The organism is Candidatus Sphingomonas colombiensis (assembly GCA_029202845.1).
Taxonomy (GTDB): Bacteria; Pseudomonadota; Alphaproteobacteria; order Sphingomonadales; family Sphingomonadaceae; genus Sphingomonas; species Sphingomonas colombiensis.
Genome location: CP119315.1, coordinates 2,351,022 through 2,375,413, shown reverse-complemented (window position 1 = coordinate 2,375,413; position 24,392 = coordinate 2,351,022). Strand labels below are relative to the sequence as shown.

The following is a 24,392-nucleotide window of genomic DNA, read 5'->3' as shown; positions in this document are numbered from 1 at the left end:
GAGCAGGTCATGATCGATACGGTTCACGCTTATGTCGCGGCGTTCGATCGCGGCGATCCGGCGGCGGTCACCGCGCTGTTCGCTGCGGATGCGACAGTCGAAGACCCGGTCGGCACAGAGCCGAAGCGTGGGCGGCAGGCGATCCTCGATTTCTACACACAATCCATGGCGACAGGCGCGAAGCTGGCGCTGCAAGGGCCGGTCCGGGCAGTCGTGCCTTATGCCGCGTTCGCGTTTCAGGTCGCGCTGCACCACGAGGGCAGTGATCTGACGGTGGATGTGATCGACATTTTCCGCTTCGATGCGGACGGGAAGATCGCCGCGATGACCGCCTATTTCGGCCCGTCGAATATGCGGGAGGCGTGAATGGCCTTGCCGCCGACGATCCCGCACCTCGCCGCAGAGGCCGCCGCGCGCTTCGGCGATCGGCCCGCGCTGTTGGGCGATGACGAAAACTGGAGCTTCGCTGAACTGTGGCGGCGTTCGCGCGCGGCGGCATCGGCCTTTCTTGCCCGTGGCGTGGTTTCCGGCGACCGCATCGCGATCTGGGCGCCCAACCGGCGCGAATGGATCGTCGCCACCATCGGCGCGCAGGCGATCGGCGCCGCGATCGTCCCGCTCAACACGCGACTGAAGGGGCGCGAGGCGGGCGATATCCTGCGCCGAACGGGCGCACGGATGCTGTTCACCGTCGGCGATTTCCTCGGCGTGGATTATCCCGCGCTGCTGGCCGGCGAGGAGCTGCCCGCGCTCGACCAGACGCTCCTGTTCGACCGCGATTGGAACGCGTTTATCGCCGCCGGCGCTGGCGCGGACGATCCACGCGTGACCGAAGCGCTGGCCGCGCTCGGCCCGGATGCGCTAAGCGACATCATGTTCACCTCTGGCACCACCGGGGTGCCAAAGGGTGTGCTGACCACTCACGGCCGCATCATCCCGATGTTCAAGGCGTGGGGCGATGCGGTGGGCCTGCGCGAGGGCGACGTCTATCTGATCGTCAACCCGTTCTTCCACAGCTTCGGGTTCAAGGCCGGATGGGTCGCCGCGTTGATCGCGGGCGCGACGATCGTGCCGATGGCAACCTTCGACGTGGCGCGCGCGATCGACCATATCGAACAGGATCGCGTTTCCTTCATCCCCGGGCCGCCGACGATCTTCCAGTCGCTGCTGGCGGAGCGCGCGTTCGATTCTTCCTCTTTGCGCTGCGCGGTTACGGGGGCGGCGACCGTCCCCCCGATCCTGATCGAGCGGATGCAGCGCGAGCTAGGTTTCCAGACGGTCGTCACCGCTTATGGCATGACCGAATGCAGCGCGATCACCTCCTGCCGTCAGGGGGATTCGGTCGAACTGGTCGCATCGAGCTGCGGCAAGGCGCTACCCGGCCTTGAGGTGAAATGCGCCGACGACGCCGGGCGCGAGGTGCCGCGCGGGCAGGAAGGCGAAGTGCTGGTGCGCGGCTATGGCGTGATGCTGGGCTATCTCGACGATCCCGCCGCCACCGCCGAGGCGATCGACGCCGATGGCTGGCTCCACACCGGCGACGTGGGCGTGATGGATGAGGCGGATTATCTGCGCATCACCGATCGCAAGAAGGACATGTATATCTCGGGCGGGTTCAATTGTTACCCGGCGGAGATCGAGAAGCTGCTTTCCGCTCATCCCGCGATCGGCGCGGTCGCGGTGGTCGGCGTGCCGGACGAGCGGATGGGCGAGATCGGCCATGCCTTCGTCGTCCTGCGCCCCGGCGCCTCGGTGGACGGTGCCACGCTCATCGGCTGGGCGCGCGCGAATATGGCGAATTACAAGGCGCCGCGCCGGGTGACCCTGCTCGACGCGCTGCCGCTCAATGCATCGGGCAAGGTGGTGAAACCGGATTTGCGTGCGCTGGCCGAGCGGGACGCGGCGTAAAGGCCATCACGCGGCGGGCCGTTTCCAAACAACACGGCGATCACCGGGCGGATGACGATCCCAGCGCGGCGCGGTGGTCACCCACTCAACCGTTAGAGTTCGCGTCCGATGGCGCTGCTTCGCTTTTCGGCGGTAGCGGCAAATCGATTTCCACATCGACGCGCCGGTTCTTTGCGCGCCCCTCGGGATCATCGCTGCCATCCAGTTTCGCGTTCGGCGCGATCGGGCGCGTCTCGCCCAGCGCGATCACCGTGATGCGATCGCCCGCGATGCCCCGGGCCACCATATAGTCGCGCACCACCTCGGCGCGCAGCCGCGATGCGGTGAGATTGTCGCGATCGTTTCCGCGTGAATCGGTGCTGCCGCGCAGGATGATCGCCCCGCCCGCCTTCGCCACCGCCTTTTCGAGCAACGCGTCGATCGCGGCGCGCCCGGCTTCATCGAGCTTCATGCCGGAGGCACCGAAGGCGATCACCCCATGCACCGGCTCGATCGTCGGCGGGGGGGGCGCCGTGGGCGCGACATCCGGTCGGAGGATCGATTTGCTCTCCGCCGCTTCGTTCGCGATCACATCGCCGGCATTGTCGGCCGAAATTGCCGCATTTGTCGGCGTCTCCTGTCGCGCCGCATTGTCAGCCGCCTGCTCCGGCCCGCAGCCGGTTGCGAGAAGCGCGACGGCCGCCACCAATGTTTGCGTTCGCGCCATCATTCTCCTCCGTTCGATAGTGTCGCGGGCTCCGCAGCGGGCGGCACGAACGATATGACCGTGTCCCCGGGCTGCGGCGTGGGGCGCGAGGCGTGGGTGAAGAAACGCAGGCCCCCACTCTTGCGGAGCAACAGCAGCATATCGGCCTCTTCGGGAAGATCGGCGCGCGCCGCATCGAAATCGAATTGCTCGCTGATTTTGGTCTTGCGAAAGCCCCAGCCATGTCGCTCGCGCTGGAGGATTTCCTCCACGCCCAGGCCGGATTCGAACAACGCCCGCCCGCGCAGCGCCTCGGGCAGCGATCGCGGATCGTCATCGCTCGCATCGCCAAGCTGATAGACGTTGTCACGCCCCATTTCCGGCGCGAACTCGTTGCAGACCAGTGCGTTATACGCCTCATTCTCAGAAGTCGCGGCAAGCACCTGAAACTGGGTGAGATCAAGCCGATCCTCGGTGGCCTCGGCGAGAATCTCGCCGTGATAGGTCGGGATCCCGGCCTGGCGGGCGGAGGTCAGCCGCTGCCAGCTATTGTCGCTGATCGTCACCGGCACTTCGAGCTGCCGAAGCTGATCGGCCAGCGCGAGGCTCCAGGGCGTGCTGCCCACGATCAGCAGGCCGCGCTCGGTCGCGCCGGTCACCTTGAGCAATTTTGCCAGCGGCCCGATCGTGAAGCCGTGCGCGATGATCGTCGCCACCACCACCGCGAACGACAAGGTGACGAGGATCGACCCGTCCTTATATCCCAGCGCGTCGAGCCTGAGCGCGAACAGGCCACAGATCGCCACCGCCACGATCCCGCGCGGCGCGATCCACGCGATCAACAGGCGCTCGTTCCATGGCACGCGGGTGAAGGCGAGGCTCAGCAGCACCGACAGCGGGCGCACCACGAACAGTAATGCGAGCAGAAAGCCGATGAAGCGGAACTCGAACCGTCGCACCACCGCGAAATCGAGCGATGCGGACATCAGCACAAACACGCCCGAAATCAGCAACACCGCGATGTTCTGCTTGAAGGCATGGATATCGCGCAACGAATCCAGCTTCATATTGGCCAGCGCGACCCCCATCACCGTCACCGTCAACAGCCCGGTTTCATTCTGTATGAGGTTCGACGTCACGAACGCGCCGATCACGACGACCAGCAGCACCGGCGCCTTCAGATATTCCGGCACATAACCGCGGGGGAAGGCCCAGCCGACCGCGCGCGCGGCAAGCCAACCGATCAGCCCGGCCACCACCGCCGCGATCAGCAGCGAGAGCAGCACGCCCGCGAACGGCACGCCTTCGCCCGCGCGCCGGATATATTCATAGGTGATGACCGCGCACAAAGCGCCGATCGGATCGTTGACGATCGCTTCCCATTTCAGGATCGCCTGCGGCCGCGCCGCCACGTTGCTCTGGCGTAGCAGCGGAAGCACCACCGTCGGCCCCGTCACGATCAGGATGCCGCTGAACAGGATCGCCACCGGCCACACGAGCCCGGCGATATAGTAACAGGCGATCGCACCCAGCACCCAGCAGATCGGCGCACCGAGCACGACCAGCCGCGTCACCGCGCCGCCGGTCCGCCGCAACTCCCGGAAATTGAGGCTCAGCCCGCCTTCGAACAGGATCAGCGCCACCGCGAGCGAGACGACGGGTTCCAGCAGGCTGCCGAACGTGCGGGCGGGATCGATCAGCCCGGTAACCGGCCCGGCGACGACGCCCGCGGCCAGCATCAGCGCGATCGCGGGCCACCCTGTTCGCCAGGCGACCCATTGCGCGCCGATACCAAGCGCGCCGATCAACGCGATGACTAATGCTTGCTGCTCCATCCCACCCCGCTGGATACCCGTAATGCTAAAGCAGCAGTAGCGATCGGGTTCCCTCGGGCCGGCGCGCTGCGATCAGCGCCGGCCGCGCTCGATATTGGGCAGGAAGGCGGTGAGCAGCCCGATCACGGGCAGAAACGCGCAGATCTGATAGACCGTCTCGATCCCCGTCCGGTCCGCGACCCAGCCCAGCACCGCCGCGCCAAGGCCGCCCATGCCGAAGGAAAAGCCGAAGAACAGGCCGGAAATCATCCCCACCTTGCCCGGCACCAGTTCCTGCGCGAACACGACGATCGCGGGAAAGGCGGAGGCGAGGATCAGTCCGATCACGACGGTGACAGGCCCGGTCCAGAACAGCCCGACATGCGGCAGCAACAGCGTGAACGGCAACGCGCCAAGGATCGAGAACCAGATCACATATTTGCGCCCGAAGCGATCACCAAGCGGACCGCCAAGCACCGTGCCCACCGCGACCGCCGTGAGGAAGACGAACAGATGCAATTGCGCGCTTTCCACCGACACGCCGAAACGATGGATCAGATAGAAAGTGAAATAGCTCGTGAGGCTGGCGAGATAGACATATTTGGAAAAGATCAGCGCAAGCAGGATCGCGATGCCGCGCCGCGCATGCCCCTTGGGCAGGCTGTCGGCGAGCGACGCTCCCCCGCCGGCACGCAGCCGGACAAGGCCGTGGTGGCGATACCAGGTCGCGACATTCCACAATACGGCACCCGACAGCAGCGCCAGCAGCGCGAAAAAGGCGAGGCTCGATTGCCCCCAGCGCACCACCACCAGCGCCGCCGCGAGCGGGCCAAGCGCCTGCCCGGCATTGCCGCCAACCTGAAACAAGGATTGCGCGAGGCCATGCCGCCCACCCGCCGCCATCCGCGCCACGCGTGACGATTCCGGGTGGAACACCGATGAGCCGACGCCCAGCAGCGCCGCGCCGACCAACACCAGCCCGTAATGATGCGCGACGGAAAGGACGGTAAGCCCGGCGAGCGAGAAAAGCGTCCCACCCGGCAATGCCAGCGGCGTCGGGCGCTTATCGGCATAAAGGCCGACCATTGGTTGCAGGATCGATGCGGTGATCTGATAGGCCAGCGTCACCAGCCCGATCTGGCCGAACGTAAGCCCCAGATCTGTCTTCAGCCCCGGATAGATCGCCGGGAGCAGCGACTGCATCATGTCATTGAGCAGGTGGCAGAAGCTGATCGCCACGATCACGCCGAACACCGTGCCGGTGTCCGCCGTGGATGGCTTCGTCGTCACCGTCGTCGAATCGTCCATCGTATGTCCTTTTCGATCGCGGCCATTACGCGCTCGCACAGCGTCCCGCATGGATATATGGGTCATTCGTTTTCGATATCGGGACAATCATGCAACACCGCCGCCCTGACGATCATGAGCATGTCGCGCGGCCGGTCGTCGGCATCGGCAACGATTATCCGCCGTCGTTCGAACTGGCCGAGCACCAGCACCGGCGCGGCCAGTTGCTCTATGCCGCCAATGGCGTGGTGGCGGTAAGCACGCCGCAGGGCGCATGGGTGGCGCCGCCGGAACGCGCGGTATGGATTCCCGGCGGCACGCCGCATGCCGTGCGCATGGTCGGCGCGGTGCAGACGCGCAGCGTGTTGATCGAGCCTGCCGCCTGCCCCACGCTCGGGCTGAGCTGCCGGGTGGTCGCCGTCTCGCCGTTGTTGCGCCAGTTGCTCGTTTCGGCGGCGGATGTCCCGATCGAATATGATGAAGCGGGGCGCGACGGATTGGTGATGCGCTTGCTGATCGCCGAGATCGATCAGGCACCGATCATCCCGATCGCGGTGCCCTTCCCGCGTCATGCCGCGCTCGCCGCGCGTTGCCACGCTTTCCTTGAACGGCCGCGCGCGACGGCGACGATCGATCAATGGGCCGATGCGCTGGCGATGAACCGCCGCCGCTTCACGCGACTATTCCGGCGCGAGACGGGCATGAGCTTCGCCGAATGGCGGCAACAGGCGTGTCTGTCCGTCGCGCTGCCGAAGCTTGCTGCGGGCGAGCCGATCACCACGATTGCGCTCGATCTCGGCTATGACGGGCCGTCGAGCTTCTCGACCATGTTCAAGCGCACGCTCGGCGTCTCGCCCAGCCTTTACCGGCGCTAGGCCCGCCCCCGGCAAAACGAGGCTTAAATGGCACGGGCCCGAAGCGGTGATCGCTCCGGGCCCGGCCGTGTCGTATCAAATCAACGCGCGATAGCCGCGCGATGGTGCGCGATTACTGCGCGCTATTGGCCCCTGCGCTGGCGCTCTTGCCGGCGTCGAGGTTGTCCCAGTTGATGATCGCGTTGAAGCCAAGGAAATAGCTCCCCTGCGTCTGCCAGCGCCAGAACGGACGCAGCGCATAGAGCACCATATGGCCCTTGCCCTTCGGCACATCGACCAGCAACGCGTTGTTCTGCAACGCTTCCCCGCCAGACAGCATGCCGCTGAGCAGGATATCGTCAGCCTTCGCGGGGAAGGAGATCACGACACGCGGATGCTGGGTCGGCTCCGCGCCGCCCGTGCGCGAGGTCGGCAGCGCCGATCCGAACGGCGAGTTCGACACCGGCTCGCGCGATGCCGCAGTCTTCGCCGCTGCACCATCCTGTTGCCAGGGCGAGATGCGGGCGGGCGTATCGTTCGGCGTCACCTTCTGCGCGATGTTCGCCCCCGGAGCATTGGGATCGAAATAGCCCATGCCGCGCCCCGCCGCGCCGACCTTCAGGACGGGTGCCTGCGAGAAATACACCGGCATTTCCTTGCCCGTATAGCCATAGGCCAGCGGGCTGGACTTATCCTTGAACACCCCGCGCATGATCGCGCCCTTGGTGTAAAGATCCGGCGTATCCGCAACCGTCACGCCCGATGCCACGCCATATTGCGCCAGCATCTCGACGGTCGAACCGTCACCGATCAGCGTGCCGCCCTGTTCGACGAACTTCTTGAGTTCGGCGATCCCGTCGGCACCCAGACCGCCGCGAATGTCGTCGGCGGAGTCGAGCGCGCCCAGGTTCGGGGTGAGCGCGGATTTCTTGTACGGGATCGGCTTCGTCCCGTTCATCGCCACGCCGACCACCTGATCCTGCACGCTCGAACCGACCGTGGGATAGATGATCACGTCATATTTGGCGCGCAGCCCACCCTGCCGCGCCTTGATATCGGCGAAATAGGTATAGGGGATGCCATAGTGATCGAGCGCGGCGCGCCACCAGCCCTCATCCTGCGTGCGCAGCCATGAGTGCAGATAGCCGATGCGCGGGATGCTCAGCGCGTGGTTGGCAACCGAGGGCACCGAACTCACCGCCTCGGCCGAAAGGCCAAGATCGGCGATCACCTTTTCCACTTCCGCGCGGTTCGCGGACGGGAGGATGAACGTGCCCGCCGCATATTGACGGCCCCCCGCCTCGAACGGCGCCTGTGCCGCGAGCATCTTCGTCTTGCCAAGCCGAAAACGGAACGAGACCAGCTCGTTATCGCCGGTGTGGTTGACGAGGATGACCGGGCCTGAACCGGTGATCACGCCCTTCGGCCGCACATCATCGGCGAGCAACGACATGGATTGCTGGAAGACGGCCGGATCCTTGATCGTCTTGACCGTCAGGTTGCGCATATACTGCATCGTCCAGCCGGTATCGTCATAGGGACGCGGATTGGCGACCGGGTAGTTCTGCACGCCGAGATAGGTATCGAGCAACGTGCGATACGGCTGATCGGCGCGGATCACATAATCGCCGGCCGCGACATTGACGCCGCCCGCGGTGAACGCCGAGCCCGCGACGCCGATCTCGATGCCCTGACGGCGCAGGCCGTTGACCATGTCGACGACGTTGAGCTTCGCGGTCTGCGCCGCCGGGATCACCCAGGCGTTGATATCGCCGGTGCGCCCGCCGTCGACCGCGTTCTTGTTCTTGATCCAGTAATTCTCCAGGTAGATTTCGCGATCGGTCGCGACCTTGTTGAGCGCGATCAACAGCGCCGATTCCTGGATATTGGTGTTGTTGCGCGGGCCCCAGTTGATCGACGGCAGCGGCGGATTGGGGCGGAACCACTCGCGGCTGGTCGCCGACGGCGGAAGCTTCAGATCCTTCTGGATATCCGGGCCATAGCTCTGCACTTCATAGAAGCGGCCGAAGCTGTTGTGGGTCAGCGCGATCCAGAACAGATAGTTCGGCACCCAGCCATCGTAGAAACCATAAGTGAAGACGCCCGGCACGTTGCGCTTGGTCATCTCCATCACTTCGGTCTCGGCGAGCAGCCACCATTCGTTGCTCGCGATCGGATCGAGCGACGTGTTGTACGGCCCCGTCCCGGTCGAGACATAGAGATATGACTGCGCTTCATGCAGATCGTGCAGCACCGTCGGGTGCCATTCCAGCATGTTTTCGGTCAGCGCCTTGGTGAGCTGGAGATACTGGCCCATGCCGTCACGATTGTTGTCGTGCGCGACATACTTGCCCCAATACATCAGCGGCGGACGGGGGTTGCCGGTCTTCTTGCCGTAATAATAGGTGTCGACCATCTTTTCCCGGCCGTCGACTTCCAGCACGGGGGTGATGAAGGTCACCATATTGTTGCGGATATTCTGGATGAACGGCGTTTCCTCGACCGCGAGGCGATAGGCCAGTTCGATCAGCATTTCCGGGCCGCCGGTTTCCGGCGAGTGGATGCCGCTGGTCACCCAGTAGATCGGCTTGGTGGTCTTGATGAGCTGCTTGGCCTGCTCCGGGCTGGTCTTGCGCGAATCCGCCAGCGCCGCGAGCGCGGCCTTGTTCGCATCGAGGTTCTTGAGCGTTTCCTCATCGGCGATCGCGATCACGACGATATCGCGACCTTCTTCGGATTTGCCGACGGTCCAGAATTTCACCCGCGACGAGGTGCGCGCCAGTTCCTTGTAATAGCGCTCGATGTCCTTCGCATAGGTCAGTTCGCTCGGCGTGCCGGGGATGCGGCCGAAGAACTTCAGCGGCGACGGCACCGTATCCGATGCCGGCATGTGATCGACGAGTTCAGAGGTGAAGCGCTTGTCGACCAGATGTTCGGCGATCAACCGGCCATATTCCGCGTCCTGCGGTTGCGCCGTCTGCGTGGCGGCTGGTGCGGCCACCGCCTGGGCCGAAGCGGCCAGCGGGATCGCGGGCGCCAGGCTCGTTCCGGCGAGAAGTGCGAGCGTTATCATCTTCGAACTGCGCATATATTTTCCCCTCTGTGTTTCTAATTGGAGCCTACGAATCTTTCCTGGTCAACCGGCGGAACAGAGGAGCGCTGCGCGGATCGCGGGCAGCGGCGGATCACTCTGGTGATGGAGTCAGCCATCGGAGGCCCCTCGAATTTCGCCGGAACAACTCGAATCCCGGTGCGCCATGCATCTTCGCGGATGATCTTTTGCAGCGCAGCAAAACCGAGCCTGGATTCCCTCCCGAGCATCGGGATAGCGAATGGCGGGCGATTTTTATTTCTAATCTCCGGCTCGCTATTGGTTCAAATCACCAAAGAATGCGCCCTCGCCAGCAAACCGCGCGCACGGAAGGGGCAATCGAAACCGCGCCTATCTCATTATAATATATCGGTTGTTTAGTGATCCGTACCCGCCTGATCGGGCCGCCATACGGCATATTCGTCGCCGAAGCGGGTCAGCGCGCCGCTCGCTGCGAAGACGCGCGAAACGGCAGCGAGGCCGTGCGATTCACGAAGGATTTTAGCGCGATATTGCTCTGAATCCGTCCGACATTGTCGATCCGGGTGATCGTTTCGATAAGCTCGCGATAATGCTCCAGATCGCGCACCACCGCCCGCAACAGATAATCCGATCCGCCGGTCATCAGGAATGCGCTCATGATCTCCGGCAGCTCGGCGACATCGGCTTCGAAAGCGTCCATCACCTTGCTGATCTGACGCTCCAGCCTGACCGTGATGAACACGACCATCGGGCCACTGAGCCGCGTTTCGTCGAGGCAGGCGGTATAGCCCCTGATAAAGCCATTTTCTTCCAGCTGACGAACGCGCCGGAGCGTCGGCGTCAGTGAGCGTCCGATCCGCTCGGCCAGTTCACGCCAGGTGATGCGCCCATCGATGGTCAGTTCGCGCAATATTCGCATGTCGAAGCTGTCCAGCTCCTTGCGATCCTCGGTCGGCAAGGATTCGAAGCGATGCTCCTCAGCGATGCTGGACATGCTAGTGGCCGCGCCAGCGCGCGACCGCGCTATTCGGTGTGGCCATCCGCATCGTCGATCGACCTTCAGCCGAACAATGCGGAACCTTCGCCAGCCCCCTGGTCGCCCTCCGGGATCGCGAAGACCGCCGCGGTGGGCGCGGGCCGAGCGACGACCCCGCCCAACTGGTCGCGGAATGCCGATGCCCACCCATGACTATGCCCCGATTTCTTTGATTATTTGCTTAGTACTCAATACTAATAAGCTGCCTTTCGATGTCAAACCGCTTGACCGAATTTGGCGCCCTTTTCCGCCTCTTCGCCGGACGCGCCTTTCCGCGCGTGGCGACGAGCGTCCTGCGACGCGCCGGTTTGCGGAAAGCGGCCTTTGCGCATAGTGCGCCGGTGATCCCGATTTCGCGCGCAAACGCCTCCCGCGCCATGCGCCAAACCCGGATCGAAAGAGGATTATCCCGATGCTTCCCCGCATATTGATCGACACGACCACCGTGCCCGGCGGCGCAGAGATGCGGCTGGTGCAGCGCGGCCGCGACTGGTTCATCATGCTCGGGCGCGAAGAGTTGATGAGCAGCCGCATGAGCGGCTCCGAAGAGGCGCTGGCAACGCTCGCATGCGATCGCGTGTCGGCGGACGCGCGCTTGCTGATCGGCGGCTATGGCATGGGCTTCACGTTGCGCGCGGCGTTGGCGCAGCTTGGTCCGAAAGCGCAGGTGACGGTGGCCGAACTGGTGCCGGCGGTGATCGAATGGGCAAAAGGGCCGATGGCGGAAATCGCGGCTGGCTGCCTAGACGATCCGCGCGTCACGATCGCGCTGGACGACGTCGGGGCGGTGATCGCGGCCGGACCGAAAGCCTATGACGCCATCCTCCTCGATGTCGATAACGGCCCGGATGGCCTGACGCGGATCGGCAACGATCGCCTCTATTCGCCCACCGGGCTGGCCGCGGCGAAGGCGGCGCTTCGGCCCGGCGGCCTGCTCGCGATCTGGTCCGCCGCGCCGGATGCCGCCTTCACGCGCGCGCTCGGGCGGGCCGGGTTCAAGGTCGAAGAGGTGGTCATTCGCGCCCGCGCCAGCGGCAAGGGTGCGCGGCACATCATCTGGATCGCGAGTATTTAGGCACTCCGTCGCTCACTGCCTTGTGGCGCGGTGATCGGGGCGCGCGGCCGCCAGCGCCGAAGACGGCGACAATGCCGCGCCAGTTACGCGATCGGACTGGCGGTCGCGGACGGCCCTGCTTGATGCTCAAGCCATTCCAAAAACCGCGCGAACGTCGGGTTGCGTTTCCGATCCGGCGGAAAGACGCAATAATATGCCTTTTCGTCTTCAAGCGCGATGTCGAACGGGCTGATGAGGCGCCCGCTCTCGATTTCTGGTTCGATCATGAAGCTCGGGATCAGCGCGGCGCCAGCCCCTGCGATGACCGCTTCGGCAAGAGTCATGAAGTTTGAGAAGATCGGTATTTTCCGCGGCGGAGGCGGCAATCCGCACGCCTTGGTCCACAGCGACCAGGCGTCGCTTCGCCAGCTATGGGCAAGCAGCGGCAATTTCAGGATGTCCGCCGGCGCGCGAACACCATGGCGCTCCAACATGGCGGGCGCCAGCACGGGAACACAACGTTCGCGAAACAGGAAGCGATGCTCGACATCCGGCCAGTTCGGCAGGCCGTAATGGATCGCGGCGTCGAAGTGCTCGGTCGCGAAGTCGAACTCGTCCGAGCGGCTGGTGACGTTCAATATGACGCCGGGCGCCGCCTGCTGAAGCAACGCCAGTCGCGGCGCGAGCCAGCGCGTCGCGAAACTCGGCAATGCCGCGAGTTCGATTACGCGGATATCGCTCCCCTCCTCCAGAACCGCCCCCGTGGCCCTGCGGATCATATCGAGTGCGGGAAGAATCGCCTGGGCATAAGCATGGCCGGCCTCGTTCAACCTTATGCGCCGTCCGATTCTGTCGAACAGCGCCCTGCCGAGCCAGTGTTCCAGCCCCGCGATCTGCCGGCTGACCGCGCTTTGCGTCAGGCCGATTTCGGCGCCGGCGCGCGTAAAATTTCCATAGCGGACGGCTGCGGCAAAACTGTGCAGCATCGTCATCGGGGGCAGCGTCTGGCGGCGATCGTCCTTCATTCCGTTTTGGAATATAGCATGTGGATTTTGCGTTTTGCGAGCCGGGTTCCACTCGGGATAGCGGCGGGATCGCGCCTGCGGGCGCCGTCAGAACGCAAGAGGTCGCCATGTCCGCCATACTTCCCGTTTACGCGCCCGCCCCCGTCACGCCGGTTCGCGGCGAAGGCATCTGGCTGATCGAAGCCGACGGCACGCGCTGGCTCGACTGTATCGGCGGCGTCGCGACAAATGCACTGGGGCATTGCCATCCAGTCCTGGTTTCCGCGCTTCGGCATCAGGCGGACAAATTGTGGCATATTTCCAATGCACTGCGCATCGACGGGCAACAGGCGTTGGCGCAGCGACTGGTCGATTCCTGTTTTGCTGACCGGGTGTTCTTCTGCAACACCGGCACCGAAGCGGTGGAATGCGCGATCAAGATGGCGCGCAAATATCACGCCGCGCGCGGCGAGACCGAGCGGGTTGACGTGATCGGCCTTGCCGGATCGTTCCATGGCCGCACGTTCGCCGCGCTCAATGCCTCCGGCAATGATGCTTATCTCAGCGGGTTCGGCCCGCGCATGCCCGGCTTCGTTCAACTCGATCTCGACGATGCGGAAGCGATCGAGGCCGCGATCGGCGCCGCCACCGCCGCCGCGGTCATTATCGAGCCGGTGCAGGGCGAAGGCGGCGCGCGTGCGATCAGCGGCGAAATGCTGCTGCGGCTGCGTCGGCTTTGCACGGCGAACGGGGTACTGCTGATCCACGACGAGGTGCAAAGCGGCATGGGCCGCACCGGCAAGCTCTTCGCGCATCAATGGTTCGATGGAGCGGCCCCGGACATCATGGCCATCGCCAAGGCGCTGGGCGCGGGCTTCCCGGTGGGCGCGTGCGTGGCGAGCGAAACGGCCGCCGCCGCGATGACTGTCGGCACCCATGGCTCCACCTTCGGCGGCAACCCCCTCGCAATGGCGGTCGCCACCGCCGCGTTCGATGTGCTGGCGGATGAGGCTATGCTCAGCAACGCGCGCGAGATATCGGGCTATCTGCGCGACGGGCTCGCCGCGATTTCGCGCCAATACCCGCAGATCATTCAGGAATTGCGCGGCAAGGGGTTGCTCGTCGGCCTGAAGCTGGCGGTCAACAATCGTGAGTTCATGGCGCAGGCACGCGAGGAGTTTCTGCTGCTCTCGGGCGGGGGAGACAATATCGTTCGCATATTGCCCCCGTTGATCCTGACGCGCGCCGAGGGTGATGAGATCCTGCGCCGGGTGGGCGCGACGTGCGAAGCCATCGCGACGCAGCGGCAGGCGGCCTGAGGTGAAGCGCGGCGTCACCCCATACCCACCGGGTATAATGCAGACTCAAACGATCATGTTTCCCCCCGCCCCATTTGGATAAGCCGGATGGGCTGGGGCCGTTGATAGCCCGGACGAATGATAATCCGGGGGCGGCGACGAACGAAAGCCGCATTTCTTTGGGGGGAGGCTCGATGATTACGCGCCGCAATTTCATCGCTGCCGCCACATCCGGCGCCGCATTGGCCGGCTACGCGCCCCGGGCGTTTGGCGGCCTGCCCCCAACCACGGGCGAACTCACCACCATCTACCGCAATGCCCGCATCTGGACGGGCGTATCCAATGCGGCGTGGACGGACGCGATCGGCGTTGCCGGCGATCGCATCGCCGCACTGGGCTCGGCCGATGTTGCGCGTCGGCGTGGGCCGCGAACCCGGATCATCGATCTCGCCGGCGCCTTTGTCGTGCCCGGTATGACGGACAATCACACCCATTTCGTCATCGGATCGATGATGCTGACGCAGGTGGATCTGCTGTCCGCCGCCACGCCGGACGCTTTCAAATCGGCGCTCGCCGCCGCCGCGCAGAAACTGCCCGCCGGCAAATGGCTCGAAGGGTTTGGTTGGGATGCGGAGCGTTGGGGCGGCGAACTGCCAACCCGCCAGTGGATTGACGCGCACACGCCGAACACGCCGGTCGCCGTCACCCGCACCGACGGCCACACCAAGCTGGTGAATTCGCTGGCGCTGAAGCTGGCCGGGATCGATCGCCATACGCCCGATCCGGCGGGCGGCACGATCCTGCGCGACAGCGCTGGCGAGCCGACCGGCATCCTGCGCGACAATGCGCTCGAACTGGTGGAGCGGGTGATTCCGCCGGCGTCCGACGCGGAGGTCGATGCGGCCGTGAAGCTGGGGATCGCCCGCGCGCTTTCGCGTGGCGTCACCCAGGCCCATGGCACCGATCTGGACTGGACCGCGCATCACGCATTCCGCCGGCTGCGCGCCGCCGGAGAGCCGGGCATGCGCTTCTATTCGCTGGTCCCGGCGCAGGATTGGGAGAAGCTCGCAGAGCTGATCCGCAGCGACGGTCGCGGCGACGATTGGGTTCGCTGGGGCGGCGTGAAGGCATTCGTCGATGGGTCGCTCGGCTCCCGTACCGCCTATATGGACGCGCCTTATGCGGACGATCCGCATAATCATGGGCTCGTCCGCCAGCCGGCCGAGGTATTGAAAGGCTGGATAGCAGGCGCGGACGCCGCCGGACTGCAAGTCGCCTGCCACGCGATCGGCACGGCGGCCAACGAACTGGCGCTCGATATCTTCGCCGAGGTAGCGGCCCGAAACGGCCCGCGCGATCGGCGCTTCCGCATCGAGCATGCCCAGCATTTGCTCGACCGCTCGATCCCCCGCTTCAAGGCGCAGCAGGTCATCGCCTCGATGCAACCCTATCACGCCATCGACGACGGTCGCTGGGCCGCGCGGCCGCTCGGGGAAAATCGCCTGCACGGATCATGGGCGTTTCGTTCGCTGCTCGATGCCGGCGCGACCGTGACTTTCGGATCCGACTGGCCGGTCGCCCCGCTGGATCCGCTCGCGGGAATCCAGGCGGCGGTGCTGCGTCAGACGACCGATGGCCGATATCCCGGCGGCTTCGTGCCGGAACAGCGGGTCACGGTGGCCGAGGCCTTGCACGCCTATACCGCGGCAAACGCCTTCGCCGGATTTCAGGAAGACCGGCTTGGCACCATCGCGACGGGCAAGCTCGCCGATTTCGTCGTGCTGGCGGAAAATCCGGCGGAGGTCGCGCCCGCCAAAATCGCGAAGGTGGAAGTGCTGTCGACGATCGTCGGGGGCGTGGAGCGGTTCACCAGGACTGCTTGATACCAAGCGCACTTCATCAGGGGGAAAGCATGACATGAGCATGTTGCGAAAGATCGGATTCGCGCTCGCCGCGACGCTGCTCTCCGTTGCCGGATCCGCGCAGGCGCAACGCCGTGCCGATGCCGGTGCCGTGCGGCAAGATCGCGCGCCCGGCGAACCCGTCACGTTCGCCGGCGCCCGTCAGTATGACATGGTTTCGGCCAGCACGGGCCGGGCTTACCGAATTTACCTTTCCATCCCGGCATCACCGCCGCCGCCTGCCGGCTATCCGGTGCTTTTCGTCACCGACGGCGACACCAATTTCATTCCGGCGGCGATCCAGTCGCGTTTGCAGGTTGGCGAAGGAGTCGCCCCGGCGGTGATCGTCGGGATCGGCTATCCGGACAATGATCGCCTCAACCGCCGCAATCTTGATTTCACGCCGCCGACACCGGCCGAGCATGTGCCGCCGGGGCTGCGCGATGCGTGGCTGAACAAGCAGACCAGCTTCGGCGACGCGGAGCCGTTTTTCCGCTTCATTACCCAGGAGGTGCGCCCATTCGTTGCGGCGCACGCCCGGATCGATCCCGCCAATCAGGCGCTGTTCGGCCATTCGCTCGGCGGCCTGTTCACCGTCCAGACGATGCTGGCCCACCCCGGCGCCTTTCGCAGCTATATCGCCAGCAGTCCCTCGCTGTGGTGGAACGACGGCGAGTTGCTGAAGAGCCCGGCGCACGCGCGCGCCATGAAGCAGCAGCGCCTGCTGGTGACCGTCGGCGCGCTGGAACAATCGACGGATCAACTGCTGCTGCCCATCGGGCATGATCGAGATGTGATGATCGCCACCATCAAACTGGCGCGGATGGTGGACAATGCCCGCGAACTGGTCGGCTCCATCCCGAGCGACGGAGGCAGCGGCAACGTCGCGCTGCTCGAAATAACCCCGGCCAATTTCCACGCCGGCAATCTCTCCGCTTCGATCGGGCGAGCGTTGCGCTTTGCCTTCAGCCCTCCCTCGGATGCGGGGAGCGCCGGGAAATGAGCTTGTCGCTTTCCCGCCGCAAGCTGCTGGGCGGCGCCATGGCGTCGGCGGTTGCGGGCGCTTCGGCGGTCACCGCGCAAACCGCGCCGCCGCGGCGCACTTTGATCCGCAACGTGCGCATCTTCGATGGCGCTTCCACGCAATTGAGCGATGGCCATGTGCTGATCGAGGGCGCGTTGATCAAGCATGTGTCCACGTCGCCGTTGCCCGAGGCCGGCGTCGATCAGATTATCGAGGGTGCCGCCCGTACATTGATGCCGGGGCTGATAGACGCGCACTGGCATATGACGGCCGCGTCCGCGTCGTTCGCCGATCTGAACGGCAGCGACCCCGGCCTGATGTATGCGAAGAGCGTGGCTGAGGCGCAGCGCTCGATCATGCGTGGGTTCACCACGGTGCGCGATACGGGTGGCCCCTCGTTCGGGCTCAAAGCGGCAATCGATACAGGCGTGATTCCGGGCCCGCGCGTGTTCCCGAGCGGGGCGATCATTTCGCAAACCGGCGGCCATGGCGATATGTCGGCGCCGTTCGATCGCCCGCACACGCTTGGCGGGGAACCGCCCCACACGGATCTCGTCGGCCAGTCGGTCGTGGCGAACGGCACGCCCGAGGTGCTGGCCGCCGTCCGCGATCAACTCCGCAAGGGCGCGAGCCAGATCAAGATGGCGCTGGGCGGCGGCGTCGTTTCGGATTTCGATCCGATCGACAGCATCCAGTTCGTGCCGGATGAGCTGCGCGCGGCGGTGCAGGCGGCGCGCGACTGGGGCACCTATGTCGCCGCTCATGTCTATACCTCGGCCGGCATCCGCCGCGCTCTGGAGGGCGGCGTTCTCTCGATCGAGCACGGCCATCTGGCGGACGAAGCGACGATCGCGCTGATGGGCCAGAAGAATGCGTGGCTCAGCATTCAGCCATTCGAGCTTGGCGACAATTCACTGTCGCACGCCCAGATGGAAAAGGTCACGTCGACCGGAATGGTGGGCAGCTGGAAGCCTGCGCTCGAACTGGCGAAGAAGCATGGCGTGAAGGTCGCCTTTGGCACCGATCTCTTGTTTCAGCCGCCCGGCCGCCTGACCGAGAATATCATGCTCACGCGGTTCGCGCAGGTGTTCGGCAATGCGGAGACGCTGCGGATCGCAACCTCGGGCAATGCGGCGCTGCTGGCGATGAGCGGGCCTCGCAATCCGTATCGCCAGGCTCCGCTCGGCGTGATCCGGGCCGGCGCCTGGGCGGATCTGCTGATCGTCCGGGGCAATCCGCTGGAACAGATCGACCTGATCGCGCGGCCAGACGCGAACTTCGATCTCATCATGAAAAACGGCTCAATTTACAAAAACTTATAACGGCTTTTCAAAATTTGGCACAATCTCAAAGGGGGAAGTAAAATGTGTAATTCGAAGAATATACCGAAGTTCCTCGGCACCACGAGCGTCGTAATCCTGATGATGTGCTCGCACGCACAGGCGCAGACCTCCGCGGCTCCCGCAGCGGCCGCCAATCCGAGTGATGACTCCACCGAAATCGTCGTTACCGCTACCCGCAAGGAAGAAACGCTCAGCAAGGTTCCGCTCTCGATCGCCGCTTATTCGCAGGCCGCGCTCGACAGTCAGGGCGTCAAGAGCATCGAAGACATCAGCCGTCTGACCCCTGGCCTGCGTTTCGCCAAATCCGGTTTCGGCAACACCACCCAGATCGCCATTCGCGGCATCCAGGCAAGCGGCGGCGCCGCCACCACGGCGATTTACCTGAATGACACGCCGATCCAGGTTCGCGGGCTTGGCTTCTCGTCGTTCAACCCCTTCCCGCAGGTGTTCGATCTTGACCGTGTGGAGGTTCTGCGCGGACCGCAGGGAACCCTGTTCGGCGCCGGCTCGCAGGGCGGCGCGGTGCGGTTCATCCTCCCCAAGCCCAGCCTCACGGATTATTCCGGCTTCGGCAAAGCCGAGGTAGCCGCGACGGAACATGGCGCCCCGTCTTACGAAATCGGCGGCGCTGTCGGCGGCCCGATCGTCAATGATGTTCTCGGCTTCCGGTTCAGCGCCCAATATCGCCACGATGGCGGCTGGGTCGATCGGGTAAGCTCGTTCAACCAATCGGTGGTTCAGAAGAACGCGAACAGCGCGGACGCCTATGTCGTGCGCGGCGCGGTAACCTTTGCGCCCTCGTCCGCCGTCACCATCACACCGTCGATCTTCTATCAGAATGTCGATACCAACGATTCCGGGAATTTCTGGTCGCGCTTCTCCAATCCGGCGATCGTGTCCAATCCGAGCAAGGGGATTTTCCTCAACGGCAATCCGATCGCCGAAAGTTCGCATGACGAATTCTACATTCCGGCGCTCGATGTCGAGGTGGATGCCGGCCCGGTGAAAATCACGTCGAACACGTCCTACCTCGATCGCAAGACACAGGCGAATTTCGACTACACCTCATTCCACCAGTTAATCATCACGCGCCCGCGCAATCCCTATCCGATCTATCCCAATCAGGTCGGCCTTGGCGATATGCACAATACGCAAAGGGTGTTCACGCAGGAAGTTCGCCTGCAATCGACCGACAATGATGCGCGCTTCAGCTGGGTTGTCGGGGCTTTTTACACCAAGGCGAAACAGACCAACAATCAGCTCAATACGGACAATCGCTGGAACGACATCGTCGCGAGCACTTTTGGCCCCGCGGCGGTGGCCGGCCCGTTCGGCGCGCTTAACGGCAATATCGTTCTCCTCAACAATTCCCGGTCCACCGACGAGCAGATCGCCGGCTTCGCCAACGTAAACTACAAGATCACCGATCAACTGACGTTCACGACCGGCGTGCGAGTATCTTCGACCAAGCACGTGTTCGATAACGTTCAGGCCGGTCCGGGCGCGGACAGTGTTCCCCGGGCGAGCGGCTCCATCAAGGAATCGCCGGTTACGCCCAAATTCGGGCTGAACTTCCAGGCTACAGACAATCTGTTGTTCTATACGTCCGCCGCGAAGGGCTTCCGTATCGGCGGCATCAATCCCGGCCTGCCCACTTCGGGCGGCAACAGCTGCGCGGCGGATCTGGCGTCGCTGGGGCTCAAATCCTCGCCCGCATCCTACAAGTCGGATACGGTGTGGAGCTACGAACTCGGCGCGAAGGGCAAAGCCCTGAACGGCGCCGTGTCGTTTGATGCGAGCGTCTATCAGATCAACTGGGACAACATCCAACAGCGCGTGCTGCTCGCCACCTGCGGGCTTGGCTATATCGCGAACCAGGGCAAGGCACGCAGCCGCGGCTTCGACATGTCGCTCAACGTGAAGCCCACGAACGGCCTCACGCTGGGCTTCACGCTCGGATATACCGACGCGGCGTTCACGGAAACGTTGCTGGCGACGAACGGCGTTCCGATGGTTGTGGCCGGCGACGGCATCGGCAACCAGCCCGCCTTCGCCGCTCCGCCCTGGCAGGGCACCGCTTCGGCGGAGTATCGTTTCCCGATCGGAAGCAATCGCGGCTATATTCGCGCCGACTATCAATATGCCAGCAAGGGACGGCTCACGACGTTTCTCGATCCGCGCATTCCCGGCTCGGATCCAGCCTGGGGCGTCACGCCGGAAACGCACATGGTCAATGCACGCGTCGGCATGAAGATCAACGAGGCGGTGGACGCCTCGCTGTTCGTCAACAATCTGCTCGGCGAGCAGGACATCCTGATCAACCGCCGCGACAATATCGCATCGACCCTGTTCCAGCAGCAGTCCCAGCGTCCGCGGACGATCGGCCTGTCGCTGACCTACAGGCCCTGACTTGAGCGAGAGGGCGTCGTCACGTCGAAGGCGCCCTCTCCTCACCGATTTTTTGAAGGATCACGGCCAGTGTGGATTGTCAGGCCTGTAAAGACGGACGACATCGACGCGCTGTTCGCTCTGGCGGAAGCGCTGGGGCCGGGAATGACAACCTTTCCGGCCAATCGGGATACGCTTTCGGCCAAGATCGAGGCCGCCGTCGCCAGTTTCGCCGGCACGGCATCGCGGCAGGACGCGCAATATCTGATGGCCCTCGAAGACGCCGAAACGGGCACGCTGCTCGGCGTGTCGGCGGTCTATCCACAAATCGGCCATCCGTTCGGTTTCTTCTCCTATCATGTCGATCGGCTGGTCAATCACAGCTCGCAGATCGGGTTTGACCTCGACTGCACGGTGCTCAATCTCTCGAACGCCTATACCGGCCTGACCGAGATCGGCACGCTCGCGGTGCGGCCGGATCTGCGCAAGGGCGGCGCGGGGCGCCTCCTGGCGCGCGCGCGTTATATGCTGATGGCCTGCTTCCCCGCGCTTTTCGCCGACCGGGTGATCGCCGAAATGCGCGGCTGGCAAAATCAGCAGGGCGACAACCCCTTCTGGTCCGCGGTCGGCGAGAAGTTCTTCCGCATGGATTTCGCCAGCGCCGATCGGGTCAGCGCTACCAAAGGCGCGGAATTCATCGCCAATCTGATGCCCAAATTTCCGATCTACCTCGATCTGCTTCCCGAAGATGCGCGGGCCTGTATCGGCAAGCCCCACGATACCAGCGCCATCGCCATGGCGATGCTGACGGAAGAAGGCTTTCGCTTCGAAAACTATATCGATGTGTTCGATGCCGGGCCGCAGGTGATCGCGCCGCTGGCCCGGATCCGAACGGTCGCGGATAGCGCGGAGGCGGCGCTGCGGATCGGCTCGCCGGACCCTCTCGCCGCCGAACGGTTGGTCGCATCCACCCGGCTTGGCGATTTTCGCATCGTGCGCGTGAAGGCGGCTGTCGACGATGACGGACTCGTCGTGTCGGCGGAGGCCGCCGCCGCGCTCAAATGCTCGGCGGGCGATCTCGTTCGCCACGTAACCGCAGGAAAATAGGATGATGACGGTGGCCAGTTGGACTTCCATCGACCCGATGACCGGCGAGGTGGTGTGGGAAGGGCATGATGCGGACGTGGACGCGGCCGTCGCCCGTGCGCGGCGCGTTCAGGCCGATTGGGCGCTGCGCCCGCTTGCCGAGCGCGTCGCGATCGCCACCCACTATGCCGATGCGGTGAAAGCGAATGCGGAGACGTTCGCCACGACCATCGCGCGCGAAACCGGCAAACCCATCTGGGAGGCGCGGACCGAAATAGCCTCGGTGGCGGCCAAGGTCGCGATCTCGATCGCGGCGCAGGCCGATCGCGCCGGAGAGCGGCACGGCGAAGTGGCTGGCGCGCACCAGGCCGTTCGCCACAAGCCACATGGCGTCCTCGCGGTTCTCGGGCCTTATAACTTCCCCGCGCATTTGCCCAACGGGCACATCGTGCCGGCGCTGCTCGCGGGTAACACCGTGGTTTTCAAGCCTTCCGAACTGACGCCAGCCAGTGGCGAGCTGATGGCTGCGCTATGGCGCGAAGCCGGATTGCCAGACGATGTGCTGGTGCTCGCGCAGGGCCGCGCCGATACGGGTCGCGCAATTGCGAGGCATGACGGGATCGACGGTCTCCTGTTTACCGGGTCTTCAGCCACCGGGCTTGCGCTGCACGAGGCCTTCGCCCATCGGCCGGATCGAATTCTCGCCATCGAGGCCGGGGGCAATAACCCGCTGATCGCCTGGGACGTCCCGGCGAGCGACATCGACAATGCGGCATCGCTGATCGTCCAGTCGGCCTTCATTTCGGCCGGCCAGCGCTGCACCTGCGCGCGGCGCCTGATTGTCGGGCCGAGCAACGAAGCGCTCCTCGCGGCGGTAGCTGGTCTGGCCGCACGCGTGATTGCCGGGGGTCCGTTCGAGGAGCCTGCGCCATATATCGGGCCGGTGGTCGACATGGTCGCCGCTCAGCGAGTCGAGCAGGCGTGGCAAAGGCTTGTCGCGGCGGGTGGACAGGTGATTTTGCCGCTCCGGCGGCTGCGCGAGAACACGCCGCTGCTGTCCCCGGCGATCATCGATGTGACCGGCCTGTCGGTGCCCGACGAGGAGATCTTCGGCCCGGTGCTGCAAGTGATCCGCGTCGAGAATTTCGATGCCGCGCTGGCCGCCGCCAATGCGACGCGTTTTGGTCTCGCGGCGGCTCTCATCGGCGGCGATCAACCGCTCTACGATCGATTCTGGGCGGCCTCGCGCGCGGGCGTGGTCAACTGGAACCGCCCCACGACCGGGGCATCGTCCGCCGCGCCGTTCGGCGGTGTCGGCACCTCCGGCAATCATCGCCCCAGCGCCTATTACGCGGCGGATTATTGCGCGTGGCCCGTGGCGAGCCTTGAGGCCCAACAAATCGACGGAGGCACGATACCCGGCCTGCGCCCCGCGCAATGATGGCCCTTGCCTCCCGGGAGCAGACCGCGCTGGAAAGCCTGGGCCACGCCCCCTTGCTGGCGCACACCCTGCGCTGGTCGGCGATCAATTCAGGCTCGCGCAATCTCGACGGTCTGGCGCGGATGGCCGGCGAGCTTGCCGACGCGTTCGCGGTGTTGCCGGGCGAGCTGAAACTGCTGGACGCCGCCGATCAACGGGCGGCGGGCGCGGCAGAGGGGCAATTGGGGCGCAACCTGCATCTGCGCGTAAGGCCAGATGCGCCGCTGCAGCTTCTGCTGACCGGGCACATGGATACCGTCTTTGGCGCGGATCATCCCTTTCAACAGGTTTCGGCCGTCTCGGCGGACGGGATCGTGAACGGCCCCGGCGTGGCCGACATGAAGGGCGGGATCGCGGTCATGCTGGCCGCACTTGCGGCGGTTGAGCAATCCAGCTCCGCGAGGCGGCTCGGCTATGAGGTGATCATCAATGCCGATGAGGAGATCGGCTCCGGCGGGTCGGCGCCGCTATTTGCCCAAGCCGCGCGGGGCAAGCGCGCGGCCTTCACCTATGAGCCGGCGCAAACCGTCGAAGGCGCCTTCGCATCGTCGCGGCCCGGCAACGGCAATTTCGCGCTGCACGTTTCGGGGCGCTCGGCCCATGCCGGTCGCAATCCCGCCGATGGGCGCAACGCGCTTCTGGCGGCGGCCGAACTCGCGCTGATCCTCGCCGATGCGCGGAGCGACGGACTGTCCGTCAACCCGGCCCGGATCGAAGGTGGCTCCCCGAACAACGTGGTGCCGGATGACGTGACATTGCACGTCAATATGCGCCCGCGCGGGCCCGACGATCAGGAGCGCGCGTCGCAGGCGCTGCGCACGGCGATCGCCGCCGTCTCGCACCGTCATGAGGTGCTGATCCGCTTGCACGGCGGCTTCACGAGGCCGCCCCGCCCCATCACCCGCAATATGGAGGAGTTGTTTTCGTTCGTCCGGGATTGCGGCGCGGCGCTAGGTCAGAAACTGGACTGGCAGCCTTCGGGCGGGGTTTGCGACGGCAACAATATCGCGGCATGCGGGGTGCCGGTGATCGATACGATGGGCGTGCGCGGCGGGGCGATTCATTCGGCCCGCGAATTCATGGTCGTCGATAGTCTGGTGGAGCGGGCGCAGCTATCGGCGCTTGTCCTGATGCGGCTGGCGGACGGACGACGATAG

General features: G+C 64.8%; 18 protein-coding genes. 12 read left to right on the top strand and 6 right to left on the bottom strand.

Annotated elements, in window-relative coordinates; genetic code table 11:
• Positions 1-9: 9 nt before the first annotated feature.
• Both P0Y64_11480 and P0Y64_11475 read left to right on the top strand, forming a co-directional pair.
• Positions 10-366 carry a nuclear transport factor 2 family protein gene (locus P0Y64_11480; protein ID WEK42015.1) on the top strand — a complete coding sequence of 119 codons (357 nt, stop codon included), beginning with the start codon at positions 10-12 and terminating at the stop codon, positions 364-366.
• A complete protein-coding gene (locus tag P0Y64_11475) occupies positions 367-1,908 on the top strand; it encodes a FadD3 family acyl-CoA ligase (GenBank protein ID WEK42014.1) in 1,542 nt (513 codons plus the stop codon).
• An 85-nt stretch (positions 1,909-1,993) separates the two neighbouring features.
• Here the strand turns inward: P0Y64_11475 and P0Y64_11470 are convergent, their stop codons facing one another.
• The 3 genes from P0Y64_11470 to P0Y64_11460 all read right to left on the bottom strand — a co-directional run bounded on the left by P0Y64_11470 (position 1,994) and on the right by P0Y64_11460 (position 5,715).
• Positions 1,994-2,614, bottom strand: coding sequence for an OmpA family protein (locus P0Y64_11470; GenBank protein WEK42013.1), 621 nt, complete (start codon positions 2,612-2,614; stop codon positions 1,994-1,996).
• Positions 2,614-4,428: a sodium:proton antiporter gene (locus P0Y64_11465; GenBank protein ID WEK42012.1), complete on the bottom strand. Its 1,815-nt coding sequence runs from the start codon at positions 4,426-4,428 to the stop codon at positions 2,614-2,616. The genes P0Y64_11470 and P0Y64_11465 overlap by 1 nt, the downstream gene beginning before the upstream one ends.
• A 72-nt stretch (positions 4,429-4,500) precedes the next feature.
• Positions 4,501-5,715, bottom strand: coding sequence for an MFS transporter (locus tag P0Y64_11460; protein WEK42011.1), 1,215 nt, complete (start codon positions 5,713-5,715; stop codon positions 4,501-4,503).
• An 89-nt stretch (positions 5,716-5,804) separates the two neighbouring features.
• Between P0Y64_11460 and P0Y64_11455 the strand changes: the two genes are divergently transcribed.
• Positions 5,805-6,569 carry a helix-turn-helix transcriptional regulator gene (locus P0Y64_11455; GenBank protein ID WEK42010.1) on the top strand — a complete coding sequence of 255 codons (765 nt, stop codon included), beginning with the start codon at positions 5,805-5,807 and terminating at the stop codon, positions 6,567-6,569.
• 112 nt (positions 6,570-6,681) lie between these two features.
• Here the strand turns inward: P0Y64_11455 and P0Y64_11450 are convergent, their stop codons facing one another.
• Both P0Y64_11450 and P0Y64_11445 read right to left on the bottom strand, forming a co-directional pair.
• Entirely contained in the window at positions 6,682-9,636 is a 2,955-nt protein-coding gene (locus P0Y64_11450; protein ID WEK42009.1) for a M14 family zinc carboxypeptidase, read from the bottom strand.
• Positions 9,637-10,075: 439 nt separating this feature from the next.
• A complete protein-coding gene (locus tag P0Y64_11445; GenBank protein ID WEK42008.1) occupies positions 10,076-10,615 on the bottom strand; it encodes an Lrp/AsnC family transcriptional regulator in 540 nt (179 codons plus the stop codon).
• Positions 10,616-11,069: 454 nt separating this feature from the next.
• On the opposite strand from P0Y64_11445, the gene P0Y64_11440 reads away from it, so the two are divergent.
• Positions 11,070-11,732 (top strand): spermidine synthase, encoded by a 663-nt coding sequence (locus P0Y64_11440; GenBank protein ID WEK42007.1) that lies wholly within the window; start codon positions 11,070-11,072, stop codon positions 11,730-11,732.
• Positions 11,733-11,815: 83 nt separating this feature from the next.
• Here the strand turns inward: P0Y64_11440 and P0Y64_11435 are convergent, their stop codons facing one another.
• On the bottom strand, positions 11,816-12,736 hold the full coding sequence (locus tag P0Y64_11435; protein ID WEK42006.1) for a LysR substrate-binding domain-containing protein: 921 nt from the start codon (positions 12,734-12,736) through the stop codon (positions 11,816-11,818).
• 107 nt (positions 12,737-12,843) lie between these two features.
• Between P0Y64_11435 and P0Y64_11430 the strand changes: the two genes are divergently transcribed.
• The 8 genes from P0Y64_11430 to P0Y64_11395 all read left to right on the top strand — a co-directional run bounded on the left by P0Y64_11430 (position 12,844) and on the right by P0Y64_11395 (position 24,392).
• Complete coding sequence (locus P0Y64_11430; GenBank protein ID WEK42005.1) at positions 12,844-14,034, top strand: aspartate aminotransferase family protein; 1,191 nt, start codon at positions 12,844-12,846, stop codon at positions 14,032-14,034.
• A gap of 173 nt (positions 14,035-14,207) precedes the next feature.
• Positions 14,208-15,896 carry an amidohydrolase gene (locus P0Y64_11425; protein WEK42004.1) on the top strand — a complete coding sequence of 563 codons (1,689 nt, stop codon included), beginning with the start codon at positions 14,208-14,210 and terminating at the stop codon, positions 15,894-15,896.
• A 34-nt stretch (positions 15,897-15,930) separates the two neighbouring features.
• Entirely contained in the window at positions 15,931-16,917 is a 987-nt protein-coding gene (locus tag P0Y64_11420; protein ID WEK42003.1) for an alpha/beta hydrolase-fold protein, read from the top strand.
• Complete coding sequence (locus P0Y64_11415) at positions 16,914-18,260, top strand: amidohydrolase family protein (protein WEK42002.1); 1,347 nt, start codon at positions 16,914-16,916, stop codon at positions 18,258-18,260. The genes P0Y64_11420 and P0Y64_11415 overlap by 4 nt, the downstream gene beginning before the upstream one ends.
• A 42-nt stretch (positions 18,261-18,302) precedes the next feature.
• Positions 18,303-20,690: a TonB-dependent receptor gene (locus tag P0Y64_11410; protein ID WEK42001.1), complete on the top strand. Its 2,388-nt coding sequence runs from the start codon at positions 18,303-18,305 to the stop codon at positions 20,688-20,690.
• A gap of 69 nt (positions 20,691-20,759) precedes the next feature.
• Complete coding sequence (locus P0Y64_11405) at positions 20,760-21,776, top strand: arginine N-succinyltransferase (GenBank protein WEK42000.1); 1,017 nt, start codon at positions 20,760-20,762, stop codon at positions 21,774-21,776.
• 4 nt (positions 21,777-21,780) lie between these two features.
• Positions 21,781-23,196, top strand: a complete 1,416-nt coding sequence (astD, locus tag P0Y64_11400; protein ID WEK41999.1) for a succinylglutamate-semialdehyde dehydrogenase — start codon at positions 21,781-21,783, stop codon at positions 23,194-23,196.
• A complete protein-coding gene (locus P0Y64_11395) occupies positions 23,193-24,392 on the top strand; it encodes a hydrolase (GenBank protein ID WEK41998.1) in 1,200 nt (399 codons plus the stop codon). The genes astD and P0Y64_11395 overlap by 4 nt, the downstream gene beginning before the upstream one ends.